Below are 22,061 nucleotides of genomic sequence, written 5' to 3'. Positions count from 1 at the left end.
GTACGTGAAGAAGGAAGTGTTTTGACATACCCGCGCAGGCGGGTACGCACTGGTCGACCGGTAAGAGGGACGTAAGTCGTAGGTGGTTCCATCACTTTCGGGGAGACTCGGAGGGGAGCAGGCCCCAGCGGCGGACCACAACTGAGAGAGTCGAGCGCATGCAGGTCTGGCCAGGAGAGGCGTATCCACTCGGTGCCACGTACGACGGCGCCGGCACCAACTTCGCGGTCTTCTCGGAGGCCGCCGACCGGATAGAGCTGTGTCTGCTCCACGACGACGGCTCGGAGACGGCGGTGGAACTTCGGGAGAGCGACGCGTTCGTCCGGCACGCGTATCTGCCGGGCGTGATGCCGGGCCAGCGGTACGGCTTCCGTGCGCACGGCGCGTACGCGCCCGAGCGCGGCCAGCGGACCAACTCGGCGAAGCTGCTCCTCGATCCGTACGCGAAGGCGATCAGCGGTTCGGTCACCTGGGGCGAGGAGGTGTACGGCTACCACTTCGACGAGCCCGAGCGGCGCAACGATCTCGACTCGGCGCCGCACACGATGTCGTCGGTCGTGGTGAACCCGTACTTCGACTGGGGCGACGACCGGCGCCCCCGCACCGAGTACCACCACACGGTGCTCTACGAGGCCCATGTGAAGGGCCTGACCATGCGTCACCCGGCGCTGCCCGAGGAGCTGCGCGGCACCTATGCGGCGCTCGCCCACCCCGCGATCATCGAACACCTGACCGAACTCGGCGTGACGGCGCTGGAGCTCATGCCGGTGCACCAGTTCGTGAACGACCACCGTCTGGTGGACATGGGCCTCAACAACTACTGGGGCTACAACACCATCGGCTTCTTCGCCCCGCACAACGCGTACGCCTCCTGGGGCGACCGCGGCCAGCAGGTCCTGGAGTTCAAGTCGGCGGTGCGGGCGCTGCACGAGGCCGGTATCGAGGTCATCCTGGACGTGGTCTACAACCACACGGCGGAGGGCAACCATCTCGGCCCGACGCTGTCCTTCCGGGGCATCGACAACGCGCAGTACTACCGGCTCGCCGAGGACCAGCGCTACTACACGGACACCACGGGCACCGGGAACTCGCTGCTCATGCGGTCCCCGCACGTACTCCAGCTGATCATGGACTCGCTGCGCTACTGGGTCACCGAGATGCACGTCGACGGCTTCCGCTTCGACCTCGCGGCCACCCTGGCCCGGCAGTTCCACGAGGTGGACCGGCTGTCGTCGTTCTTCGACCTGGTCCAGCAGGACCCGGTGGTGTCCCAGGTGAAGCTGATCGCCGAGCCCTGGGACGTGGGCGAGGGCGGCTACCAGGTGGGCAACTTCCCGCCGCTGTGGACCGAGTGGAACGGCATGTACCGCGACACCGTACGGGACATGTGGCGGGGCGAGCCGCGCACGCTCGCGGAGTTCGCGTCCCGGCTGACGGGGTCCTCGGACCTCTACCAGGACGACGGCCGACGCCCGCTGGCCTCGATCAACTTCGTGACGTGCCATGACGGTTTCACCCTCAACGACCTGGTGTCCTACCACGAGAAGCGCAACCTGGCCAACGGCGAGGACAACCGGGACGGCGAGAGCCACAACCGGTCCTGGAACTGCGGCGCGGAGGGCGAGACGGACGACCCCGACGTCCTCGCCCTGCGGGCACGCCAGCTGCGCAACTTCATCGCGACGCTGATGCTGTCCCAGGGTGTGCCGATGATCAGCCACGGCGACGAGTTCGCCCGCACCCAGGGCGGCAACAACAACGCGTACTGCCAGGACAACGAGATCTCCTGGGTACCGTGGCCGAACCAGGACGAGAGCGGGAACGGGAACGGGACCGAGAACGCCGGACTGCTCGACTTCACGCGCGCCATGGTGTGGCTGCGCAAGGACCACCCGGTCTTCCGCAGGCGCCGCTTCTTCCACGGCCGCCCCGTGGAGGGCACGCACGACGAGTTGTCGGACATCGCCTGGTTCACTCCGGCGGGCGAGGAGATGGTCCAGCGCGACTGGGACTCGTCACAGGCGGGCGCGCTGAGCGTGTTCCTGAACGGCAACGCCATCTCGGAGCCCGGTTCCCGTGGGGAGCGCATCGCCGACGACTCGTTCCTGCTGATGTTCAACGCCTCGCCGAAGACCCTGGAGTTCGTGGTCCCGGTCAACCACGGCCGCCAGTGGCAGGTCGTGGTCGACACGGCCCTCCCGGAGGGCGTGGCACCGGGCACGGGCGCGAAGGTCGCGGCGGGCGACCGGCTGACCCTCCTGGACCACAGCCTGACGGTGCTGCAACGCCCGGCCTAGGGCCTGTCCCACGGCCCCCCACGCGCGCGTGGAGGGCCGTTTCGGTGACCGTACGCAGGAGTCGATGACACGAAAGGCGGTGGGGCGGGTACGTAGGTTCCCATGACATCTGAGCGTTCTGAGCCGGTCGTGCCGACGGCCACCTATCGGCTGCAGCTCCAGCCCGCGTTCCCCTTCGGTGCCGCGGCGGACGCCGTGCCGTACCTGGCCTCGCTCGGCGTCTCGCATCTGCATCTGTCGCCGTTCCTCGAGTCCGTGCCGGGTTCGACGCACGGCTACGACATCGTGGACCACGCGCGCGTGCGCGGTGAACTCGGCGGCGAGGAGGGACTGCGCGCGCTGGCACGTACCGCGCGGGAGCACGGTCTCGGCCTGGTCGCCGACATCGTGCCCAACCACATGGCGATGTCCCCGCGTCACAACCGCCCCCTGTGGGAGGTGCTCCGGGAGGGCCCCGGGTCACCGTACGCGCGGTGGTTCGACATCGACTGGGAGGCGCAGGGCGGGCGCCTGCTGCTGCCGGTGCTCGGGCAGCCGCTGGGCGCGGAGTGGGAGCAGCTGAAGGTCGAGCCGTGGCAGGACGCGCATCTGGGGTACGAGGGCCAAGTCCTGCGCTACTACGACCACGTCCTCCCTGTGCGCGAGGGCACCGAGAAGCTGCCGCTGCAGCAGCTCGTCGACGCGCAGTGGTACCGCCCGGCGTGGTGGCGGCTGGCGCGCACCGAGCTCAACTACCGGCGCTTCTTCAGCATCTCGGAGCTGATCGGGGTGCGCGTCGAGGACCCCGAGGTGTTCGCGGCGACCCACGGGAAGCTGCTGGAGCTGCTCGCGGACGGGGTGGTGGAAGGGCTGCGGGTCGACCATCCGGACGGGCTCGCGGACCCGGGCGGGTATCTGCGCCGACTGCACGGGGCCACCGGGGGCCGCTGGACGGTGGTCGAGAAGATCCTGGCCGACGGGGAGCACCTGCCGGCGGCCTGGCCGGTCGCGGGGACCACCGGTTACGACGCCCTGCGGCACCTGGACGGCCTGTTCACGGACCCGGCGGGTGTGGGCGAGCTCCTCGGCCAGTACCGCCGGTTCGCGGCCCCTGAGGCCGACCGGGGCGGGCACTGGGAGGCGACGGTACGGCGGGCGGCGTACAAGGTGGTGACGCACGAGCTGGCCACCGAGGTGGACCGGCTGACCCGCGTGGCGAACCGTCTCTGCGCCGCCTCTTCCGATCCCGCGCTGCGCGACCGCGCCTCCTGGGCCCTGCGTACGGCGCTGCGTGAGCTGCTGGTCCGGCTGGAGGTGTACCGCCCCTACACCCCCGGGGACACGGCCTCCGTGGTCACCGAGGTGGCCGCCGCGGAGGCCCGCCTGGCGTTCGCCGTCCCGGAGGAGGGCGAGGCCGTGGACGTCGTACGGGACCTGCTGCTCGGGCGGGCGGCGGGCGGGGACGCGAACGACCCCGAGCAGGTGGAGTTCCGGGACCGGTTCGCGCAGACGTCGTCGGCGCTGCGGGCCAAGTCCGTGGAGGACACGGCGTTCTACCGCTATGTGCCGCTGGTGTCGGCGACCGAGGTCGGCGGCTCTCCGGGCAGCCCCGCGGTGTCCCCGGAGGACTTCCACGCGTACTGCGCGCGCGTGCAGCGCGACTGGCCGGCCACGGGGACGGTGCTGTCGACGCACGACACGAAGCGCAGCGGCGACGTACGCGCGGCGCTGGCCGTACTCACCGAGTGCCCGCAGCGCTGGGCCGACGTCCTGGCGGAGGTCACCCGCACCGGTGAGGGGCTGCCCGACGCCCAGCTGGCGTGGGCGGCCTGGCAGACGGCCTTCGGCCTGGGCCCGGCGGACGTGGAGCGTCTCCAGGGCGCCCTGCTGAAGCACATCCGGGAGGCGGGCCTGCACACCGCCTGGACGGAGCAGGAACCCGCGTACGAGGAGGAGGTGGCGGCGTTCGTGGCGGCGGGCCCCTGCGGGGCGCCCGGCGAGCACGTGGCGGCGCTGCGGGCCGACCTGGAGACGTACATCCGGGCGAACGTCCTGGGCGCGGCCCTGGTCCACCTGACGATGCCGGGCGTACCGGATCTCTACCAGGGCACGGAGAGCGAGTACCGGGCGCTGGTGGACCCGGACAACCGCCGTCCCGTCCGGTTCCCTCCCGAGGCCCCCGGGGAGAAGGAGAGGCTGACGGCGACGGCGCTGCGGCTGCGCGCGCGGCGTCCGGCGGTGTTCGGCGACACGGCGACGTACACACCGCTCGTCGCGCTGGGCCCGGCGGCGGCGCACTGTGTGGCGTTCGCGCGCTCCGGGGAGGTGGTCACGGCGGTCACCCGGCTGTCGTCGCGGCTGGCGGACGCGGGCGGCTGGCAGGACACGCGGTTGCCGCTGCCGCCCGGCAGGTGGGCCGATCTGCTGACTCCGGAGCGGGAGTTCACCGGGCACGCGCGCGTGGAGGAGCTTTTCGCGCGGCTGCCGGTGGCCCTTCTGGAGCGTGTCGGCGAGGAGTGACGGCCGGGGGCGTGAATCCTTCGACGCGCGCCACTTCGAGCGCTTAAGCACTCGGCGCACATCAGCGCGCGCTCCGGCGCGCAGGTACGGCTACCGGCGTGTGGTGGTGAGCGCCCTCGACGGGCCGTGCGGGGCCGTCCCGCGCGGCAGACGTCCCTGCCGACCGTTGCCTCCGGCCGTACCCGTCCTCGCCGTCGGGGGTGAATGCTTCCTGGCGCCCCCGGGAGCCGCCCCCGCTGCCTCCTTGACAGTTCCTGGACGCCATGGGGTACTGCGGATTGCGACGCCGGGTGGACCAGACGGGGGTGAGTCTCCTGCCGGAGCTGCGTTACCCCAGTGTGAACGAACTCGTCTCGTCCGCGCGGGCGCTGGCCGCTCACCGGCCGGGTCTGTGCACCTTCACTCAAGTGGGCTACTCCCGCGCGGGACGGCCCCTGCATCTGCTGTCCGTTGGCCACGCACGACGCGCCGTACTCGTCGTCGCGGGTGCCCATGCCAACGAGCCCACGGGGGGCTCCACGCTCCTCGCGCTCGCGGAACGGACCGTGCACGACCGTGAGTTGCGGGCGGGCACCTCCTGGCACTTCCTGCTGTGCGCGGACCCGGACGGTGCCAGCCTGCACGTCACTCCGGCGCCGCGCAGCCTGCTCGACTACCACCTCGGTTTCTACCGGCCCGCCGGTCCCGAGCAGCCGGAGTGGGCGCCCTCCGTGCTGCCGCCCGACCGGCTGCCGCCCGAGACCCTCGCCCTGACGCGTGTCATCGACGAGGTGCGGCCGTATCTCCAGGTCACCCTGCACGGCACCGACGTGGGTGGCAGCTGGGTGCAGTTGACGAAGGACGTCCCCGGGCTCGCCGAGCCGTTCGCCAAGTCGGCGGCCGAGCTGCACATCCCGGTCGAGACGGGCGCCTCGGACGCGGCGGGCTGGCCCGCGTCGGGGCCCGGCGTGCACGTGATGCCGGCGCCGGGCACGGACGCGGCGTACCCGAGCATGCCGGACGACGCCCGGCACAGCACCTGGTACCACGCTCACCGGTACGGCGGTCTGACCGCTGTCGTCGAGGTGCCGATGTGGGCGAGCGACCTGGTGGACGACCCGGCCCCGCATCCGGCGCCCGCGGCGGCGATACGGCGGCTCGCGGGCCGGCTGCTGCGGGACGGCACGGAGGTCGAACGGGTCCTCGCCGAAGCGCGGCCCCGTCTGACGGGCGCCGAGGGACCACTGCTGCGAGCCGCCCAGTGGGCACTGGAACTGGTGCCCGGGCTGGCCGCCGACTGGACGCACACACCACCCGCCGACACGACGATGGCGTACGTCGGCAGCGTGGACGCGTTCGGCCGTCGGCTGCCGCTGCGGGCCGCCGCGATGCTGCTGCGGGTCCTGCGGGAGACCGACGACCGCGCGGTACCGCGCCTCGAACACGTGGTCGCGGCCTGGAGCGAGGCCTTCATGGTCCGCTTCCGGGCGCGCTGGGTGCCGTTGGAGCATCAGGTCGAGCACCAGGCCCGTACGGTGGTGGCCGCCGCACGGCACGCGCGCGAGGGTGCCCCTCGGAGCGGTTAGGCGCGACGGTTCGCTCGGTCAGGGCACCCTCCGGGGCCGCTACAGGGCGAACACCGCCCCGGTCCTCGCGCCCAGTTCGCATCCGTTGGAGAAGGTCCTGTCGTACTCCCGCGGGCGCCCGTTCCATTCGCCCTGCGCGTGCACGGTGACGGGCGAGTACAGCATCGGGCAGAGGGTCTTCCTCGGCGGGATGCGGCCGATGTCGCCGTCCGCCGCCGCGAGGTCCGCACAGGCGCGGGCCGCCTGCGCGTGCCCCTGGGGCGGGTCGCAGAGCACCAGCGTGCTTCGGGTGTCGCCGGTGCCCGCCTCGCCCCGGCTGACGGTGACGTAGAGCCAGTTGTCCCGGACGTCCTCCCGGGTGACCGCCTGGGCGGGCGCGGAGCCCGCGACGAGGAGGCCGACGGCCAGCAGGGCCCCGCGCACCGCGCGGGCGGTGCCGACGGTCCTGGTGACGCGTCCGGGTTCGGTCGTGTTGCCGGTGCTGATGGTGTGGGTCATTCCCTGTGCATCGGCACCGTGGTCCCCGCACCCCACCCCGACTCACCCGAACGGGAGCCCACGGGCGCGCGGCTGCCCGCCAGTTCGAACGCGGCGAGCGCCACCCGCGACTGGTACTCCACCTGCCGGGCGACCGGGATCCAGCGCGCCCCGCAGCCGTCGCGGTAGTCGGCGCACCACTCGTCGATCAGCCTGTCGAGCGCGCACAGGACGTCCACGGCCCCCGGACCCGCGCCGCGCGCCAACTGGTGCAGCAGCCCCGCGGTACGCAGCGCCAGCCGCCGTCCGGCGATGCGCAGGGTGGCCAGGTGGGCGTTGCTGAGCGGTGGCAGCCGGCCCGCGGTGCCGTCGTCCGTGTCGGGGTCCCAGGCGTCGGCGAGACCGGGGCAGACCATCAGATAGTCGTCCACCGGGGCGAGGAGACGGTCCGCGTCGGGCACGCGCGCGAGGTGGGGCCGCAGCCGCCCGAGGACCACCTCCAGGTACCGCGTGTCGTGCCGCAGCGTGTGGCTGACGGTGCGCAGTACCGCGTCGGCGTCGACGGGCGGTGTGTCGTCCTCCACCGCGGCCACGCCCCACATGGGCGCCTCGACGATCGCCGTCACCGTGCCGTGCCGGTGCGGATGGAACCAGGTCGACTCGACGGCCGCCTCCGTGATGGCCGCGGCCATGTCGCCCGGTGTCGGCGGCGGAATCCGGTGCACGGCCGGCCCCAGCCTGGGCCAGTACAGGGTGTCGAACGCGCCCAGCTCGCGCGGGATGCCGAGCCGGGCCGCCGTCTGCGCGACGCGCTGCGGGAGACCCGGCAGGTCGCGCGTGAGTTCCACGAAGGCGCCGCCGACGTCGACGCCGTGCAGCGAGCACTGGAAGAACGGCCGCAGCTCGTCCTGGACGGCGAGCAGCGCGCGGGTCTCCGGCAGGGCGGCCCCAGCCGCGCCGTCGGGCAGCCACTCGGGCTGTTCCAGGAAGCCGGGCCGGAAGAAGTTCCGGAAGTGGTGGCCGAGGGTGAAGGGACCCGCGAGCCAGCCCTCGTTGCGGCGCGAGCCGTCGGGATCGAGGCACAGCAGCAGGTTCCAGGTGGCGTCCGCGCGGACGGTCGGTCCGGGGTCGGCGAGGGCCCGTTCGGCCAGCCGGAGGGCGGTCGCACCGCCCACGGGCTCGTTGGCGTGCGGTCCGGCGACGATCAGGGCCTGCCGGCTGCCGTGCCCCACGGAGAGCAGCCACAGGGGTGTCCCCGCGCGCGAGGTGCCGATGGTGCGCAGCCGGGCGTCGGCGGGATGACGGGCGACGAGCGCGGCGGCCCGGTCGGCCAGCTCGTCCACGGACGGGTAGCGGAGGAGCGGCGACAGGGCAACCTCCACAGCGGGGCCGTCGATTCACTTGGTGTACATGGCGCACCCACAGTCAGTCACGAATCGTGAGGGTACGTCAACACCACGGCGCGCAAAGTGAATCGCTCCCCCGCGGCCGGCCCCGGGCAGGCGCTGTCACTCCGTCGAGAGGCGGAACGCCATGTGCCCGAAGCCGATCTGGTCGCCGGCCCGGACGACGGCCGCGCCGATCACACGACGCCCGTTGACCGTCGTGCCATTGGTCGAGCCGAGGTCGCGCAGCACCCACAGGCCGCCCTGGTGCCGGAGTTCGGCGTGGACGCGCGAGACCGTCTCGTGGGTGAGGCGCAGGCCGTTGGCGGGGTCGCGCCCTATGCGCAGCGGGTGGCCGTTGGCGGGGTGGGGCAGCAGCAGCTTGGGGAGCCGCTCGGACTGCCAGGCCCTGCGCAGTCGTACCGTGAAGCCGGAGACCGCTTCGACCGTCCCGAACACCAGGCGGGAGAGACGGTTCTCGGTGGGCAGGTCGGCGGTGAGGATGGCCAGTTCGTCGGACCGCCGGGCGACCAACGCCAGTTCCATGCGCCGGATGAACGTGTCGTGCGAGAGCCGCCCCAGAGCTACCCCGTCGCGGAGTGCCTTCAGCGCCCGGTCGCGCTCCGCGTCGGTGAGGCGCGCCGGGTACGTGTGGAACTCGAAGGACGATGTCACTTCGTGATTGTCGGGCAGCGCGCGCGGGGTGTCCACACAACGCGGAAACGGGTGCCCTGCGGGCCGATCCGACGACACCTGAGGCAAACGACAGGATGCGAGCGCGGGGCGTCCGGGTTTGAAGCACCATGGGACGGGCTACGTCCCGGTGAGCACCGCTCGGCAGAGTAAGGGGATCCGTCCGTGCACTTCGAGGTGTGGGCACCGCAGGCCAGTCGCGTGACGCTCCATTGCGACTCGGCCACGCGCGCGTTGGAGCGCGATCCGGAGCGCACCGGCTGGTGGTCCGCCGAGGCCGAGGCCGGGGACGGGTCGCGTTACGGCTTCGCCGTCGACGACGGCCCCGTGCTGCCCGACCCGCGCTCGCGCCGCCAGCCGGACGGCCCGGACGGGCTGAGCGCGGTCGTCGACCACGGCCGCCACACCTGGCGCACCGAGTGGGCAGGACGCGCACTGCCGGGCGCGGTCCTGTACGAACTGCACGTCGGCACGTACACGCCCGAGGGCACGCTGGACTCGGCGGCCGAGCGGCTCGGCCACCTGGTGGAACTGGGCGTCACACACGTCGAGTTGATGCCGCTGTGCCCGTTCCCGGGGCGGCACGGCTGGGGCTACGAGGGGGTGTCGCTGTGGGCCGTGCACGAGCCGTACGGCGGCCCCGAGGCGCTGAAACGCTTTGTCGACCGGGCGCACGAGCTCGGCCTCGGTGTGGTCCTGGACGTCGTGCACAACCACTTGGGACCGTCCGGCAACTATCTGCCCGCCTTCGGCCCGTACTTCACGGACACGCACCAGACTCCGTGGGGCTCCGCGGTGAACCTGGACGCGCCGGGCTCGGACGAGGTGCGCGCGTATCTGCTCGGCAGCGCGCTGGCCTGGCTGCGCGACTACCGGATCGACGGGCTGCGGCTGGACGCGGTGCACGCGCTGCGGGACACGCGCGCGTGCCAGTTCCTGGAGGAGTTGTCGACGGCCGTGGACGCCCTCACGGCCGACCTGGGCCGGCCGCTGTTCCTGATCGCCGAGTCCGACCTCAACGACCCGCGGATCGTCACCCCGCGCGCGGGTGGCGGCCTCGGACTGCACGCGCAGTGGAGCGACGACTTCCACCACGCCCTGCACACGGCACTGACCGGAGAGGCACAGGGCTACTACGAGGACTTCGCGCGGGCCCCGTTCGAAGCGCTCGCCAAGACGCTCACTGGCGGCTACTTCCACGACGGCACGTACTCGACCTTCCGGGGCCGTCTGCACGGCCGCCCGCTCGACCGCACCGGCGTCGCCGCCCACCGGCTGCTCGGCTACACCCAGACCCACGACCAGGTCGGCAACCGCGCCCAGGGGGACCGCCTTTCGGCCGCCCTCTCCCCCGGACTGCTCGCCTGCGCCGCGGCCCTGATGCTCACCGGGCCGTTCACGCCGATGCTGTTCATGGGCGAGGAGTGGGCGGCGGGCACCCCGTGGCAGTTCTTCACCGACCACACGGACGCGGAGCTCGCGGAGGCCGTACGGCGGGGCCGGCGACGGGAGTTCACGGCGCACGGCTGGGCCGAGGAGGACGTTCCGGACCCCCAGGACCCGGCGACCCGGGACCGCTCCTGCCTCGACTGGTCGGAGCCCGGACGCGAGCCGCACGCGCGCGTACTGTCCTGGTACCGGGACCTGATCGCCCTGCGCCACGCCCAGCCCGACCTGACGGACCCCGACCTCTCGGACATCAAGGTCGCCTACGACGAGGAGGCCCGCTGGCTCGCCTTCCGGCGCGGGGACGTACGGGTGGTGGCGAACCTCGCCCCGAAGTCGGCGGCGATCCCCCTGGGCCCACGACGGGCGCGGGTGCTGGCCGCCTGGGAGCCGGTCGAACTCCCGGGCACGGACGGGCTGTTGCACGTCCCCGGGGAGTCCTGCGTGGTGCTGGAGCAGGGGTGAGCGCGATGCGGACGTAAACGCTTGCGCAAGCGTTTACGCACCCCGGCCCTCTCCTATCCCTCCTCGTCCGCCTCCCGAAGCTCCGTCACCCGTTCCAGGAGGATCGCCTCCCACGCGCGCCGCAGCTGGACTCTCAGCAGCGGCAGCGGGCCGGCGTCGCGGCGGGCGAGGCTCTCGGCGAGGCGGACGACCGTGTCGCAGCGGGCGAGCCACAGGCCGCGCAGGCAGGGCCGGGCGGCGTAGCCGGCGAGGGTGGCGGCGCGTACGGCCGCGGGCGAGCCGACCGCGAGGGCGAGGCCGGCGATGTCCTCGGCGGGGTCGCCGACCACCGCGCCGGTCCAGTCGAGGACACCGCGCACCCGCCCGTCGGCGCTCACGACGAGATGCTCGCCCCGCAGATCGTGGTGGACGAGGACCGAGGTCCCGGCCTGCGCGGCGAGCTGCGTGGTGGCGGACGGGGTCAACTGGTGCAGCAGGACGGGGTCGAACTCGTCGGCCGCTGCGAGGCGTTCGGCCGCCCCGGCGGCGGCCCGGCGCAGCGCCTCCAGGGAGCGTGGCCCGACCCGTGGCACACCGAGCGTCTCGGCCTGGCGTACGGGCACCTCGCGCAGCCCCGTGAGGAGCGCGGCGAGGTCGGCCTCGCCGACGGCGGAGACGTCGTGTTCCTCGGCCGAACCGCCGGGCACCCTGGTGTCCAGCGTGTAGGCCAGTCCGGGGGCCCACTCGCCGTGCGCCACGCCGACGGGGACGGCGACGCCGATGTGCGGGCGGACGAGGTCGCGCAGGCGCGGTTCGCGGCGCAGCCGTGCGGACGCCTCGCGGTCGGGGGCCAGGCGCAGTACGTGCCGGGAGCCGACCCACCAGGTGAAGTGCTCGCCGCCCGCGCCGACCGGCTGGACCTCGGGGCCGGTGGTGCCCGTCGCACCGCCCGGCCCGTCGGCGGCGCCGTCCGCGAGCAGGGAACGGACCAGTCGGCGGACCGCGTCCGCGGTGGGTGTCGGTACCTGGGTCATGATCGCGCCGCTGTCGTCCGGGGATGGGGGCGGGGAGGGGGCTCCTGGTGCGGGGTCAGTCCACTGTGACCAGCTCGCGGGTCGTGTTGTTGAGGCGCCGGCCGCCGGCGCCGTCGTCGGTCACCGTCACGATGTCCTCGATACGTACGCCGAAACGCCCGGGCAGGTAGACGCCGGGCTCCACGGAGAAACACATGCCGGGGACGAGGGGCCGCTCCTCGCCCTCGATCATGTACGGCGGCTCGTGCGTGGTGACGCCGATGCCGTGGCCCGTGCGGTGGATGAAGTACTCGCCGTACCCGGCCTCGGTGATGACCGCGCGGGCCGCCCGGTCGACGTCCTGGCACGCGGCGCCCGGCCGCACGGCGCGGAAGCCCGCCTCCTGGGCCTCCCGCACGATGTCGTGGACCCTGCGCTGCTCGGCGTCCGGTTCACCGACGTGGACCGTGCGGGAGGTGTCGGAGCCGTAGCCGTGCAGAAGGCCGCCGAAGTCGAGGACGACCATGTCGCCGTGTTCGATGACGCGGCCGCCGGCCTCGTGGTGCGGATTGGCGCCGTTGGGGCCGGAGGCGACGATAGTGAAGTCGACCTGGGAGTGCCCGAACCGTCGCAGCAGATCGGCCAGGTCGCCCGCGACGTCACTCTCCCGGCGCCCCCCGAAGGGAACCTTCCGGATCTCGTCGTACGTTGCGTCGGCAGCCGCGCCCGCGGCTGCCAGGCGGGCCAGCTCCGCCGCGTCCTTCACCGCTCGCAGCATCGGCAGTGCCTCGGTGAGCGAGACGTACGAGCTGCGGGGCAGCGCCTTCTGGAGTGCCAGCAGGTGCAGTGCCCACGCGTTGTCGCTGACCCCGAAGCGTCCGGCTCCGTCGAGGAGGCCGGCGGTGGCCGCGTAGGGGTCCTTGCCGTCGGTCCAGTCGCGCAGGGTCAGAGCGGGCGCCCCCGCCGCCTGTGCCGCGTCCGGGGCCTCCAGCGCGGGGACCACGAGGACCGGGTCCTGCCCGGCGGCCAGTACCAGCAGGGTGAGGCGTTCGGTGACCGCGGTGGGCGCGTAGCCGGTGAGCCAGACCAGGTCGGGGCCCGGTGCCACGAGGAGCCCGGCGAGCCCCGCGTCCTCCGCCGCCCGGGCGGCGCGCCGCATCCGGGCCCGGTAGTCGTCGGCGGTGAAGAGCGCGGGCGTGCTGCCTGGCATCCGGGCCTCCGTGGAAGGACGAGGGGCTACGGGCAGCATCCTGCCCGGATGCACGGGGCGGCGCGAGCCGATTGACGGCGCCCTCACCTGCTTCACCTGCCTACCACCCCCTCCACTAACGGATGAGAGTTGAGCAACCATTAGATCTAATGCTTAGATCTGCCTGAACCATTAAGGGAGGCGGAGGACCATGCTCGTACTCGCTCACATCAGCGATCTGCACCTCGACGGAACCGCGCGGTCCACGGCGCGTGCCGAACGGGTGCGCGACCGGTTGTGGGAGCTGCCGGGGCATGTCGACGCCCTGCTGGTGACCGGGGACATCGCGGACCACGGCACGGAGGCCGAGTACGAGGAGGCCGCACACCTCCTTGGGCTGCGCACCGGAGACGCGCCCTTCCCGGTGCTCACCTGCCCGGGCAACCACGACAGCCGCGCCCCCTACCGCAAGGCACTGCTGGGGCTGCCCGCCACCGAGGGACCGGTCAACAGCGCGCACGTCTTCGACGACGCCGCCGTCCTGATGTGCGACTCCAGCGTGCCGGGCGACGACGAAGGAGCCCTCGCCGACGAGACGTACGACTGGATCGAGTCGACGCTCGACGAACTGGACGACGGCGTCCCGGCGCTGCTCGCCTTCCACCATCCGCCCGTCGCCCTGCACCACCCGCTGCCGGACGCCTACCGGCTGACCGAACCCGGCCGCCTGGCCGCCCTGATGGAGCACCGGCCCCAGATCGCCGCGCTCATCACCGGCCACGCGCACACGCCGGCGGCCACGTCCTTCGCCGGCCGGCCTCTACTCGTCGGCCCCGGGGTGACCTGGACCCTCCGGCTGCCCTGGGAGGGCGAGCGGCCCGCCGACCTGGACGCGCCGGTCGGGCTCGCTTTTCACATACTGGACGACACCGGGCGGCTGACCAGCCACTTCAGGGTGGTGGTGTGACGGAGGCGGGTCAGGTGACAACGCCCAGAATCGCCACCAACTGCTGGTACCCGCCGCTGAGATGACGGACCGTCACAGTGATCTCCGTGCCGGGCCGGGCGGCGGCGACCGCCCGGGCGAGACCGGCCGCCGAGTCGACCCGGGTCCCGCCGAACGTCGTGAGTACGTCGCCCCGGACGAGGCCCGCGGTGTAACCCGGGCCCGGCACATGGACGCCGACGACCAGGGCACCCGCCTTCTCCGCGTCCACCGCCTCGACACCGAGCGTCGCGGTCACCGCCGACGGCGAGAGGGCCGAACCCGCGCCGCCCGAGGGCGACTTGGAGGGGCCGGCCCCGGACGCGGATCCGGACTCGGAAGGGGACACCGCCCCGGAACCGGACCCGGCGCCGGACCCGGCAGGTGCGCCACCCGGCCTACCCGGCGTCTCCCCCGGCTGCCCTGTCCGCCCGTCCTCACCGACCCGGCCCCGCAGGTCGGCGAGCTTGCCCATGCCGATCACGGTGGCGCCGAGCGTGCCGAGCCCGACGCCCGCGAGGACCAGGACGGTCCCGACGAACAGGCCGAACAGAAGAGTCGCCAGCCGTCGGCCACGTCGGCGCGCGGCATGTGGGCGCCGGGCCGGACGGGATGTGGTGCCGCCGGCCCGTTCCTGCCCGGGCATCGGCTTGGGACGCAGCGCAGTCTGTTCCATGGTTCGCCTCCGCCAGATGCTCTACCCGGCACACCCGCGCCCCACGAGCCACGAACGAGTGAGACTGACACAGGGTCGGACATGGGCAGACACAGACGACCGAACCCACACCCGGCCGGCCGGGAGCGCCGGCCGTGAACCCGGTGGGCCAGGACTCCTCAGCGGATCGACAGCGCCGAGCTGTGGTCCGGCAGAAAGCCGTGGGACCTGCGGGCCAGGTGGTCCGCCTGGTAGCGGGGGACCTCCCGGTGCCAGTTCAGGATGCCTGCCAGCCAGTTCCGCAGCTCGTCCACATAGCCGTCCATGGTCGCGCGTGCCTCCTTGGTGAGCTTGAAGTCCTCGTACATGACGGGGAATTCATGGGCGGCGACATGCTCGAACTGCTGCATACGCTGGGTCATCAGATCGTGGATGATCCCGAGCGCGGTCGGATAGTCACAGCCGAAGAAGTTCTGGACGACGAGGATGCCGTTGTGGATCTCGCCCTCGTACTCGATCTCCTTCTGGTAGGAGAAGACGTCGTTGATGAGCATCCCGTAGTCGAAGGCCGCGTTCTCCAGCGAACGGACGGGGCCGCTGCGGTAGACCTCGGAAGGGACCGCCCGGCCGTGACCGATGCGGCACAGGCTCGCCGTGAGATCCGAACCGAAGGTGGCCCGGCGCATCTCCAGGTAGTCGACCGGGTCGGGGATGCGGTTCTGGGTCTGGTTGAGCAGTTCCCACACCCAGCTCTCGGTCATCTTGTCCACCGCTGCGCGGAACGTGCGCCGCTGGTCAGGGGTCATCCCGACCGTCGTACGCCGCCACAGGTCGATGAGGCCGCGTTCCATGCCGTTGACCGGAACGGGGAAGTCCTCGCCCTCGACGGGCATACAGGCGGAGAGGCGCTCGGTGCACAGGTGAGCCGCCGCCAGGTCGCGGCGGTGACCGAAGACGAGGGGGTAGTAGTCGTCGCCGTAGGTGCCCCAGGCCAGCCAGGCGGAACTTAGATCGAGGGCGTCGGCCGTCGCGTCCGGGTGGATGCCGGCCGCGCACAGCGACAGGTCGGCCGCGGCGAGCTTGTCCTCGTCCCAGACGCCCTCCTGGAGGATGCCCACGCCGTGCGACCACTCGACGAGACGTGACCGGGCGCCGTCCAGATGCGGGCTCAGAGTGAGCCCGAACGGCATGTGGAAATCGGGCAGTACGGACGGGCCGACCTTCTGGTACGGCACGTGCGTGTAGGCCCGCAGCCGTTCGGCGCCGGCCGAGGCCAGGAGTGCGCCGATGTTGGCGGCGGACGTGCCGAACCCGCCCAACGCGAACGGCCGCGCCTCCTCCAGGGCCCCTTCGTTCATGTAGCGGCTGGAGCGCAGGTGCCACTCGTGCCCGCCGGACTGCCAGTCCTGCAGTCCCTGCGTGTACGCGGCCACCGCGGCGACCTGGTCCGGTGTGAGGCCCTTCACCAGGGCCAGCCCGGGCACCTCGGTGAGCGCGGTGTGCTCGAACTGGTGGAGCCGTGAGGTGAGGATGTCGTTGACGGTGTCGGCGGCCTCCTGGGTGGTGCACCCGAAGAAGGTCTCCAGGACGAGCACGCCGTTGCTGAGTTCGCCCTCGTCCTCGACCTCCCGCTGGTAGGAGAACAGGTCGTTGCGCAGGTGGACGCCGTCCGAGAAGGTCTCCATCAGTACCCTCAGCGGCCTCGACTCCGCGACGGACTCGGGCACTTCTGCGGTCGCGTACTCCACGAGCCCCGCCGACCAGGGCGCGCCGCCGACCTTGCGGCGCATCTCGATGTACTCGACGGGGTTGGCGATCCGCCCCTCGTTGATGTTGGACAGTTCCCACATCGACTCGTTCAGCAGATGCTCGGTGGCGACGGCGAACCGCCGGCGCCAGTCCACGGACATGGCCGGAACGGTCCGCGCCCACAGATCGGCGAGGCCCGCCTCCACCGGATTCTGCGGCTCGGGCACGGGAGTCGCGAGGTCGAGCGGCATGAACAGGGGCAGCCGGTCCAGATAGGCCTTGCCGCCGTCCCGGTCCTGGCTGCGCTTGAAGACCTCCAGGAAGTGGTCGTCGAAGAAGAACACCCACACGTACCAGTCGGTGATGAGCGAGAGGGCGGCGCCGTCGCAGTCGGGGTGCGTGTAGGCGCACAACAACCCGTAGTCGTGCGCGTCGAGGTCGGACTGCTCCCAGACGCCCGAGCCCTCCAGCATTCCCATCTCCCGTGCCCAGACGGTCGAATGGGCACGCGCCTCGTCCAGATGCGGGTTCAGCCGCGCGGTATACGGCATGTAGAAGTGCGGGAGTACGAACGGCTGTGTCATGGGCGGGGCCCTACCCCTGCCCCGGACGAGCCATCCACCGGGCGGCACATGATCACACCATCGCGTGAATCAGGCTCGATTCCGGGATTCCGGACGGGCGTTGTGAGTTCACTCGACATGCGACGACTACGACGATTCCGACCACTACTACGGCACTTGTACCGCCGACACTCCCGACGACACCTGAATCACCGCACGCGTACCACTCGTCCGCCAGCGCTCCCCCTCCGCGACGACGAGCGCCGACTCGGTAAGAGCGTCGAGGCCGACGATCACCTCCGACTTCAGGGTGCGCAGGGCGGCCACGGGTCCGGGAAAGTAGGCGGTGACGTCCGCGAAGGGAGTGGTGGGGGGCCTGAGCCGGTCGCCCACCAGGCGGCGGTAGTTCAGGTCGCCCTTCATCAGGGTGACCGTGGCCGAGGCGAACTCCTCGCGAAGGTCGCCCGGCATCGCCGCGTACGGGAGCGGGGCGCAGGAGAAGGGGTGGGCGCGGACCACCAGCCGGCCCTCGGCCAGCGCGGACCAGAGCCGCCGGCCATACGAGGCGGCGGCACCCGGAGCGCGGATCAGCCGGCGCAGGGCGTCGACCACGTCGGCGGTGGTCGCGTCGGAGACGAAGTAAGGGTGCGGTTTGACGTGCAGGACGGCCCGGTCGGCGTACCCCCGGGTCAGCAGGTGATCCAGGAGCAGCAGGTCGGGGACGAGTTCCCGGCCCGCGTTGTCCGCGACCAGACACACCGCTCCGGCGCCCGTGCCGGCGCCAGGGCGGGCGGATCGGAGCAGCGACCAGAGGGCCTCGCTGTCGTCGGCGACGAGTCCTGCCGCCTCCCCTCCCTCGTCCGCACCGGAGAGCCGGAAGCCGAGGTCGGCCCGGTTGCCCCACAGCGACCCGTGGAGCAGAGCACGCGCCTGGTCCTCCTCCGGCCCGCTCACCAGATCGTCGAGCGCGGCCAGTTCCTCGTCGGTCTCGGGGGCGTCCAGTTCCGCGAGCTTGAAAGGGCGGAAGGGGTCGATCCCACGCCAGGCCCCCTCGCCCCCACCGCTGCCGAAGTATCCGACCGCTTCGAGGAGTTGGCGATAGAAGTAGCCCTCCGCCCACAACCACGGCACGTCGAACCAGGACCGGCCGGCGTACTCCCGGGTGCCCCACTCCTCCCACTGCCGCCGGTCGTCCGCGTCCGCGGGGAGCGGTTCGATGAGACCCTCGGCGCAGTTCTTGAGGAGCGCGTCGAGCGCGCGATGCTGCTCCGGGCCGTACGGGAAGGCGTCCCGCACCTTCTGGATCAGCGCGGGATGCCTCTCGGCCAGGACGCTCCAGGGGAACGAACCGGGTTCGTTGCCGAGGATCACGGGCGGGGACACGGAGTCGGAGGCAGGCATACGCCTCACCGTACCGCCGGAGAACGCGCGGCCCCGGAGGTGACCGCGCGAAGGCAGGGCCGCCCGAAGTCAGGCGTTCAGCCCGTACGGCCGGAGGCGTCCGGGCGCCGACGACGCCGACCAACTGCCGGTCGAGGCCGTGCGCAGCCGCTCGCCGCGCTCACCGGATCGTCCGGGTCGCTCGCCGGATCAGCCGGATCGCGCCGACCGCCTCACGCCACCGCTCGTAGCTCCCGCTCCAGCTGCGCCACCAGTCCCAGATACCGTGCCCGCCTCGGCGTGGGCACCAGCGCCCGGATGGTGAGCCGCCACATGTCAGCCGTCCGGCGCGGCTGGCGGGCCACCGGCTCCACCGCCCGGCTGACCACGCGGCTGCCGACGAAGAAGCTGACCAGGGAGTGCGCCATCGCCTCGGCATCGACATCCGGGTGGACGTCGGACTCCTTGACGGCGCCCAGGAGTTTGCCGGCCGCCATCTCCGACCACTCGCGGAACGGGTGCCGCAGAGGAGGCCGCACGGCGACGTCACCGGCGGCCAGACGCAGGCCCGCCCTGGCGATCGGGCCCTCGACGGCCATCCGCGTGATCCCGAAGGTGACGCGGATCAGCGACTCCAGTGAGGAGTAGCCGCGTCCGTCGATGTCCCTGGCCATCCGCCGGGAGGTCCTGGACTGGATCTCCAGGATGGCGTGGGCCAGGTCCTCCTTCGCCGCGAAATGGAAGTAGAGGGCGCCCTTGGTGACATGGGCGTGCTCGACTATGTCACTCAGGCTGGTCGATTCGTAGCCATGGCGGTCGAACAGGTCGGCCGCGGCCGTGATGATCGTCGCGCGAGTCTGCTCGGCGCGTAACTGCCTCGGCATCGGCGCCACCCCTCCCCACCGTCGCGGTGCTCCCGAACTCCCCGAGGAAAAACGGGATATGCCGTTTGTTTCTTACTGTCTGTACAAGATAGCCGACCGCTCAGCGGTGCCCACCACACACTCGAAAATCGTGCGCCCCTCCTGGGTCCCCACCACCTTCAGGGCTCCGTCACCCTCGTCCGTCGAGTCGATCCAGGTGGGCAGGTCCAGTTCGGCGAACTGATGGAAGGTCGTGTCGAACGACACAGGCATCCGTCTACCGCCCGGGCCCGTTCGTGCCAGCGCGGCCTGCCGAGCGGCCTCCAGGAGCAACATGCCCGGTATGTGATCGAGAGGATGATCGAAGAAAACAGCATGACCGGTATCAACCCGCAACTGCCAGTCACCACCACCCTGCTGGGGCGGCGCCAGCACCACGTCCGCGGCCGAATCCCGGCCCACGTCGACGGCCGGCAGGCCCGGCGGCACGGGCAGCGGCGTCACGGTGGCCGCCGTACGGCCACCGCGCAGTCTGCTGAAGACAGCGCCGCTGGTGCAGGTGAAGGCGACGTCTGCGTGTGCGACCGATTCGCCGTCCAGCCGTACGTCGGCCTCGTAGCGGGCCGAGACCAGGCGCTTGCCCCGATGGCGGATGTCGGAGAAGGTGATGTCGACAACGGGTTCGGCCGGGGCCGGTCCCACGCCCAGACGGTCGGCGAACGTAGTGATCCGGAACTCCTGGAGCACGAACTGGTGGTCCAACGGCACTTTGTACTCGGTGTGGTTGAGCAGGGTTCCGGCCTGCCGTACGGTCTCCACGACGAGCAGCGGGTCGTACGCCGTCCGATCAGGCGACACGTGTAAACAGTGGACACGCGGCCACTGGGCGGAGACGCTGAAGCGGTCGGTTTCCGTCCGGGTCCAACCGGTCGGGAACGTCTCCGCGATCGAGGCGCGGTGCACGAGTTGACGCGGAACACTCGCCGTCATGGTTGGGGTTTCGGCAGACTGCGGCACTGGAAGCAATGTCTCTCCTCGGTCCCCCCGTTGTGGCGTGGCAGACGGAAAGGCGCCCGCTTCGTGAGCGATAGAGTACGAGGCGACCGGTTTGTTTTCAACGAGATCAGTCGGTCCGGCCCTATGATCGGCGGGTTCCGGCGCAGCTGACGACACTCCGTCACGCATCGGCACGGCACCGATTCGGCACTGACCAACGAGACCGGCCAACTGGGCGCCAGGGAGGGGCTCTTATGGCGAAACAGGAGCGCGCCATCAGGACGCGCAGGGCGATCCTGGAAGCCGCGGGCGCGGTTTTCGACGAGCACGGCTACACCTCCACGACCATCTCGATGGTGCTGGAGCGGGCCGAGGTCACCAAGGGAGCCCTGTACTTCCACTTCCCTTCCAAGGAATCGCTCGCGCAGGCGGTGCTCCACGAGCAGGTGCCGTTCGGGAGTGTGCCGGCGCAGCCCTGCAAGCTGCAGGAGATCATCGACATGACGTTCGTGGTCGGCCAACGGCTGCTGACCAACTCCCTGCTGCGGGGCAGTGTCCGGCTGGCGGTGGACCAGGAGACACCGAACCACGTCGATCACGCGGAGCCGTTCCGGCAGTGGTCGGACCGGCTGACCTCCCTGATGGAACAGGCTCGGGGGCAGGGCGAGTTGCTGCCCACGGTGGATCCCCCGGAGACGGTGGACCTGCTGGTCGGCGGCTTCACCGGCATCCAGCTGATGTCGCGGGCGATGACCGACCGGGCCGATCTCGGCCACCGGCTGTCCGTGCTGTGGGCGCACATCCTGCCGAGCATCGCGGTGCCGGGGCTGCTGCTCGGTCTCGACAGCAGGGCGGACCGGGGTGCCCGGGTTCTCTCCTCGATCGACTCTCTCGACCTGCGGGCGTCGTGATCCTGCTGACCGGCGCGACCGGCACGGTCGGGCGCCTGGTGGCCCGGCGCTTTCCCGCCGCCGAGCCGGTACGGCTGCTGGTCCGCGACCCCGCCCGCGCCGCCGCCCTCGTGGGTGGGCACGCCGAGGTGGTGGGCGGTGACTTCGAGGATCCCGCCAGTCTTCGCCGGGCGCTGGCCGGCGTCCGGTCGGCGCTGCTCGTCACCACGAATCCGCTGACGCACACCCACGACGAGAACTTCCTGACGGCCGCCCGCGCCGCGGGAGTCGGGCACATCGTGAAGCTGACCACCCTGTCGGTGACCGAGCCCGACGCGGCCGACCTGGTCACGGAGTGGCAGCGGGAGAACGAGCGGCTGCTGCGTGCCTCGGGCCTGTCCTGGACTCTGCTGCGACCGCGCGCCTTCATGTCCAACACCCTGGGCTGGGCCGGTTCGATCCGGGCGGAGGGTGTGGTGCGGAGCGCGGGCGGTACCGTCCCCACCGCGGCGATCGACCCGCAGGACATCGCGGATGTGGCGGTACGGGCGCTCACGGACCCGGAGGGCCGCACCGGAAGGGCGTACGCACTGACCGGGCCCGTGGGAGTGACCCCGCTGCGACAGGTGGAGATCCTGGGCGAGTTGCTGCACCGCCCCCTGAAGTTCGTGGAACTGACGGAGGATCAGGTGCTGGGTGGGCTGCTCGCGCGCTACCCGGAGCCGGTGGCCCGCGCCCTCGCGGAGAGTGCGGGGCGCGGGCGGCACGGGTCGAAGGCGCAAGTGGAGCCGTCCGTCACGGAGTTGCTCGGGCGACCCGCGCGCGGGTACCGGGAGTGGGCGGCAGAACATCTGGCGGAGTTCGGCGGCCCGGCGGCGCGGTGAAGGGCACATGGCCGGCGCACAAGGGCGGGCACACGACGGCGGGCCGACCGGCGTCCATCCACGCCGACCGACCCGCCCGTTCGCGTCA

17 protein-coding genes are annotated in these 22,061 nt (G+C 71.8%); 7 read left to right on the top strand and 10 right to left on the bottom strand.

The annotated features are described in order from the left end of the window. Positions 1-158: 158 nt before the first annotated feature. The 3 genes from glgX (at position 159) to OG241_RS42695 (ending at position 6,361) form a co-directional block, all read left to right on the top strand. Complete coding sequence (gene glgX, locus OG241_RS42705; protein ID WP_405823454.1) at positions 159-2,297, top strand: glycogen debranching protein GlgX; 2,139 nt, start codon at positions 159-161, stop codon at positions 2,295-2,297. Positions 2,298-2,399: 102 nt separating this feature from the next. Beyond that, positions 2,400-4,796 carry a malto-oligosyltrehalose synthase gene (gene treY / locus OG241_RS42700; RefSeq protein ID WP_405823452.1) on the top strand — a complete coding sequence of 799 codons (2,397 nt, stop codon included), beginning with the start codon at positions 2,400-2,402 and terminating at the stop codon, positions 4,794-4,796. Between the two features lie 305 nt (positions 4,797-5,101). Continuing rightward, the gene (locus OG241_RS42695; RefSeq protein WP_405823450.1) at positions 5,102-6,361 is read left to right on the top strand and encodes a M14 family zinc carboxypeptidase; all 1,260 of its coding nucleotides are present in this window, start codon (positions 5,102-5,104) and stop codon (positions 6,359-6,361) included. Positions 6,362-6,400: 39 nt separating this feature from the next. Here OG241_RS42695 and OG241_RS42690 read toward each other — a convergent pair whose 3' ends face one another. From OG241_RS42690 to OG241_RS42680, 3 genes are all read right to left on the bottom strand, one after another. Continuing rightward, positions 6,401-6,859: an SSI family serine proteinase inhibitor gene (locus tag OG241_RS42690; protein WP_405823449.1), complete on the bottom strand. Its 459-nt coding sequence runs from the start codon at positions 6,857-6,859 to the stop codon at positions 6,401-6,403. After that, entirely contained in the window at positions 6,856-8,220 is a 1,365-nt protein-coding gene (locus OG241_RS42685; RefSeq protein WP_405823447.1) for a M14 family zinc carboxypeptidase, read from the bottom strand. Before OG241_RS42685 ends, OG241_RS42690 begins: the two co-directional genes overlap by 4 nt. Positions 8,221-8,346: 126 nt before the next feature. Then, the gene (locus OG241_RS42680; RefSeq protein ID WP_405823445.1) at positions 8,347-8,898 is read right to left on the bottom strand and encodes an FHA domain-containing protein; all 552 of its coding nucleotides are present in this window, start codon (positions 8,896-8,898) and stop codon (positions 8,347-8,349) included. Positions 8,899-9,081: 183 nt separating this feature from the next. On the opposite strand from OG241_RS42680, the gene treZ reads away from it, so the two are divergent. After that, entirely contained in the window at positions 9,082-10,827 is a 1,746-nt protein-coding gene (gene treZ, locus OG241_RS42675) for a malto-oligosyltrehalose trehalohydrolase (RefSeq protein ID WP_405823443.1), read from the top strand. Between the two features lie 53 nt (positions 10,828-10,880). Here treZ and OG241_RS42670 read toward each other — a convergent pair whose 3' ends face one another. Both OG241_RS42670 and OG241_RS42665 read right to left on the bottom strand, forming a co-directional pair. Beyond that, a complete protein-coding gene (locus OG241_RS42670) occupies positions 10,881-11,840 on the bottom strand; it encodes a phosphotransferase family protein (RefSeq protein WP_405823441.1) in 960 nt (319 codons plus the stop codon). Positions 11,841-11,895: 55 nt separating this feature from the next. Then, complete coding sequence (locus OG241_RS42665; protein WP_405823439.1) at positions 11,896-13,029, bottom strand: aminopeptidase P family protein; 1,134 nt, start codon at positions 13,027-13,029, stop codon at positions 11,896-11,898. A 190-nt stretch (positions 13,030-13,219) separates the two neighbouring features. Between OG241_RS42665 and OG241_RS42660 the strand changes: the two genes are divergently transcribed. Next, positions 13,220-13,975, top strand: a complete 756-nt coding sequence (locus OG241_RS42660; protein ID WP_405823438.1) for a metallophosphoesterase — start codon at positions 13,220-13,222, stop codon at positions 13,973-13,975. Positions 13,976-13,985: 10 nt separating this feature from the next. On the opposite strand, the gene OG241_RS42655 is transcribed toward OG241_RS42660, so the two are convergent. The 5 genes from OG241_RS42655 to OG241_RS42635 all read right to left on the bottom strand — a co-directional run bounded on the left by OG241_RS42655 (position 13,986) and on the right by OG241_RS42635 (position 20,193). Beyond that, positions 13,986-14,669 (bottom strand): PDZ domain-containing protein, encoded by a 684-nt coding sequence (locus OG241_RS42655; protein ID WP_405823436.1) that lies wholly within the window; start codon positions 14,667-14,669, stop codon positions 13,986-13,988. 158 nt (positions 14,670-14,827) lie between these two features. Beyond that, a complete protein-coding gene (cyc2, locus tag OG241_RS42650) occupies positions 14,828-16,981 on the bottom strand; it encodes a germacradienol/geosmin synthase Cyc2 (protein ID WP_405823434.1) in 2,154 nt (717 codons plus the stop codon). A gap of 147 nt (positions 16,982-17,128) precedes the next feature. Next, on the bottom strand, positions 17,129-18,361 hold the full coding sequence (locus OG241_RS42645) for a damage-control phosphatase ARMT1 family protein (protein ID WP_405823432.1): 1,233 nt from the start codon (positions 18,359-18,361) through the stop codon (positions 17,129-17,131). 212 nt (positions 18,362-18,573) lie between these two features. Next, positions 18,574-19,224, bottom strand: coding sequence for a ScbR family autoregulator-binding transcription factor (locus OG241_RS42640; protein ID WP_405823431.1), 651 nt, complete (start codon positions 19,222-19,224; stop codon positions 18,574-18,576). A gap of 72 nt (positions 19,225-19,296) precedes the next feature. Continuing rightward, on the bottom strand, positions 19,297-20,193 hold the full coding sequence (locus OG241_RS42635; RefSeq protein ID WP_405823429.1) for a ScbA/BarX family gamma-butyrolactone biosynthesis protein: 897 nt from the start codon (positions 20,191-20,193) through the stop codon (positions 19,297-19,299). A gap of 260 nt (positions 20,194-20,453) precedes the next feature. On the opposite strand from OG241_RS42635, the gene OG241_RS42630 reads away from it, so the two are divergent. Further along, entirely contained in the window at positions 20,454-21,110 is a 657-nt protein-coding gene (locus OG241_RS42630) for a ScbR family autoregulator-binding transcription factor (protein ID WP_405823427.1), read from the top strand. Beyond that, positions 21,107-21,973 (top strand): NAD(P)H-binding protein, encoded by an 867-nt coding sequence (locus OG241_RS42625; RefSeq protein WP_405823426.1) that lies wholly within the window; start codon positions 21,107-21,109, stop codon positions 21,971-21,973. The genes OG241_RS42630 and OG241_RS42625 overlap by 4 nt, the downstream gene beginning before the upstream one ends. Positions 21,974-22,061 lie beyond the last annotated feature (88 nt).

Source organism: Streptomyces sp. NBC_01390 (genome assembly GCF_045040105.1).
Lineage (GTDB): Bacteria > Actinomycetota > Actinomycetes > Streptomycetales > Streptomycetaceae > Streptomyces.
The sequence above is the reverse complement of the archived record's forward strand: the minus strand, read 5'-3'. Positions and strand labels throughout refer to the sequence as shown.

Coding starts and splice junctions, on each gene's coding strand:
- cyc2 (WP_405823434.1), bottom strand. CDS start 16,981: ATGACACAGCCGTTCGTACTCCCGCACTTCTACATGCCGTATACCGCG.
- glgX (WP_405823454.1), top strand. CDS start 159: ATGCAGGTCTGGCCAGGAGAGGCGTATCCACTCGGTGCCACGTACGAC.
- treY (WP_405823452.1), top strand. CDS start 2,400: ATGACATCTGAGCGTTCTGAGCCGGTCGTGCCGACGGCCACCTATCGG.
- OG241_RS42630 (WP_405823427.1), top strand. CDS start 20,454: ATGGCGAAACAGGAGCGCGCCATCAGGACGCGCAGGGCGATCCTGGAA.
- OG241_RS42645 (WP_405823432.1), bottom strand. CDS start 18,361: ATGCCTGCCTCCGACTCCGTGTCCCCGCCCGTGATCCTCGGCAACGAA.
- OG241_RS42655 (WP_405823436.1), bottom strand. CDS start 14,669: ATGGAACAGACTGCGCTGCGTCCCAAGCCGATGCCCGGGCAGGAACGG.
- OG241_RS42635 (WP_405823429.1), bottom strand. CDS start 20,193: ATGACGGCGAGTGTTCCGCGTCAACTCGTGCACCGCGCCTCGATCGCG.
- OG241_RS42690 (WP_405823449.1), bottom strand. CDS start 6,859: ATGACCCACACCATCAGCACCGGCAACACGACCGAACCCGGACGCGTC.
- OG241_RS42660 (WP_405823438.1), top strand. CDS start 13,220: ATGCTCGTACTCGCTCACATCAGCGATCTGCACCTCGACGGAACCGCG.
- OG241_RS42670 (WP_405823441.1), bottom strand. CDS start 11,840: ATGACCCAGGTACCGACACCCACCGCGGACGCGGTCCGCCGACTGGTC.
- OG241_RS42640 (WP_405823431.1), bottom strand. CDS start 19,224: ATGCCGAGGCAGTTACGCGCCGAGCAGACTCGCGCGACGATCATCACG.
- OG241_RS42665 (WP_405823439.1), bottom strand. CDS start 13,029: ATGCCAGGCAGCACGCCCGCGCTCTTCACCGCCGACGACTACCGGGCC.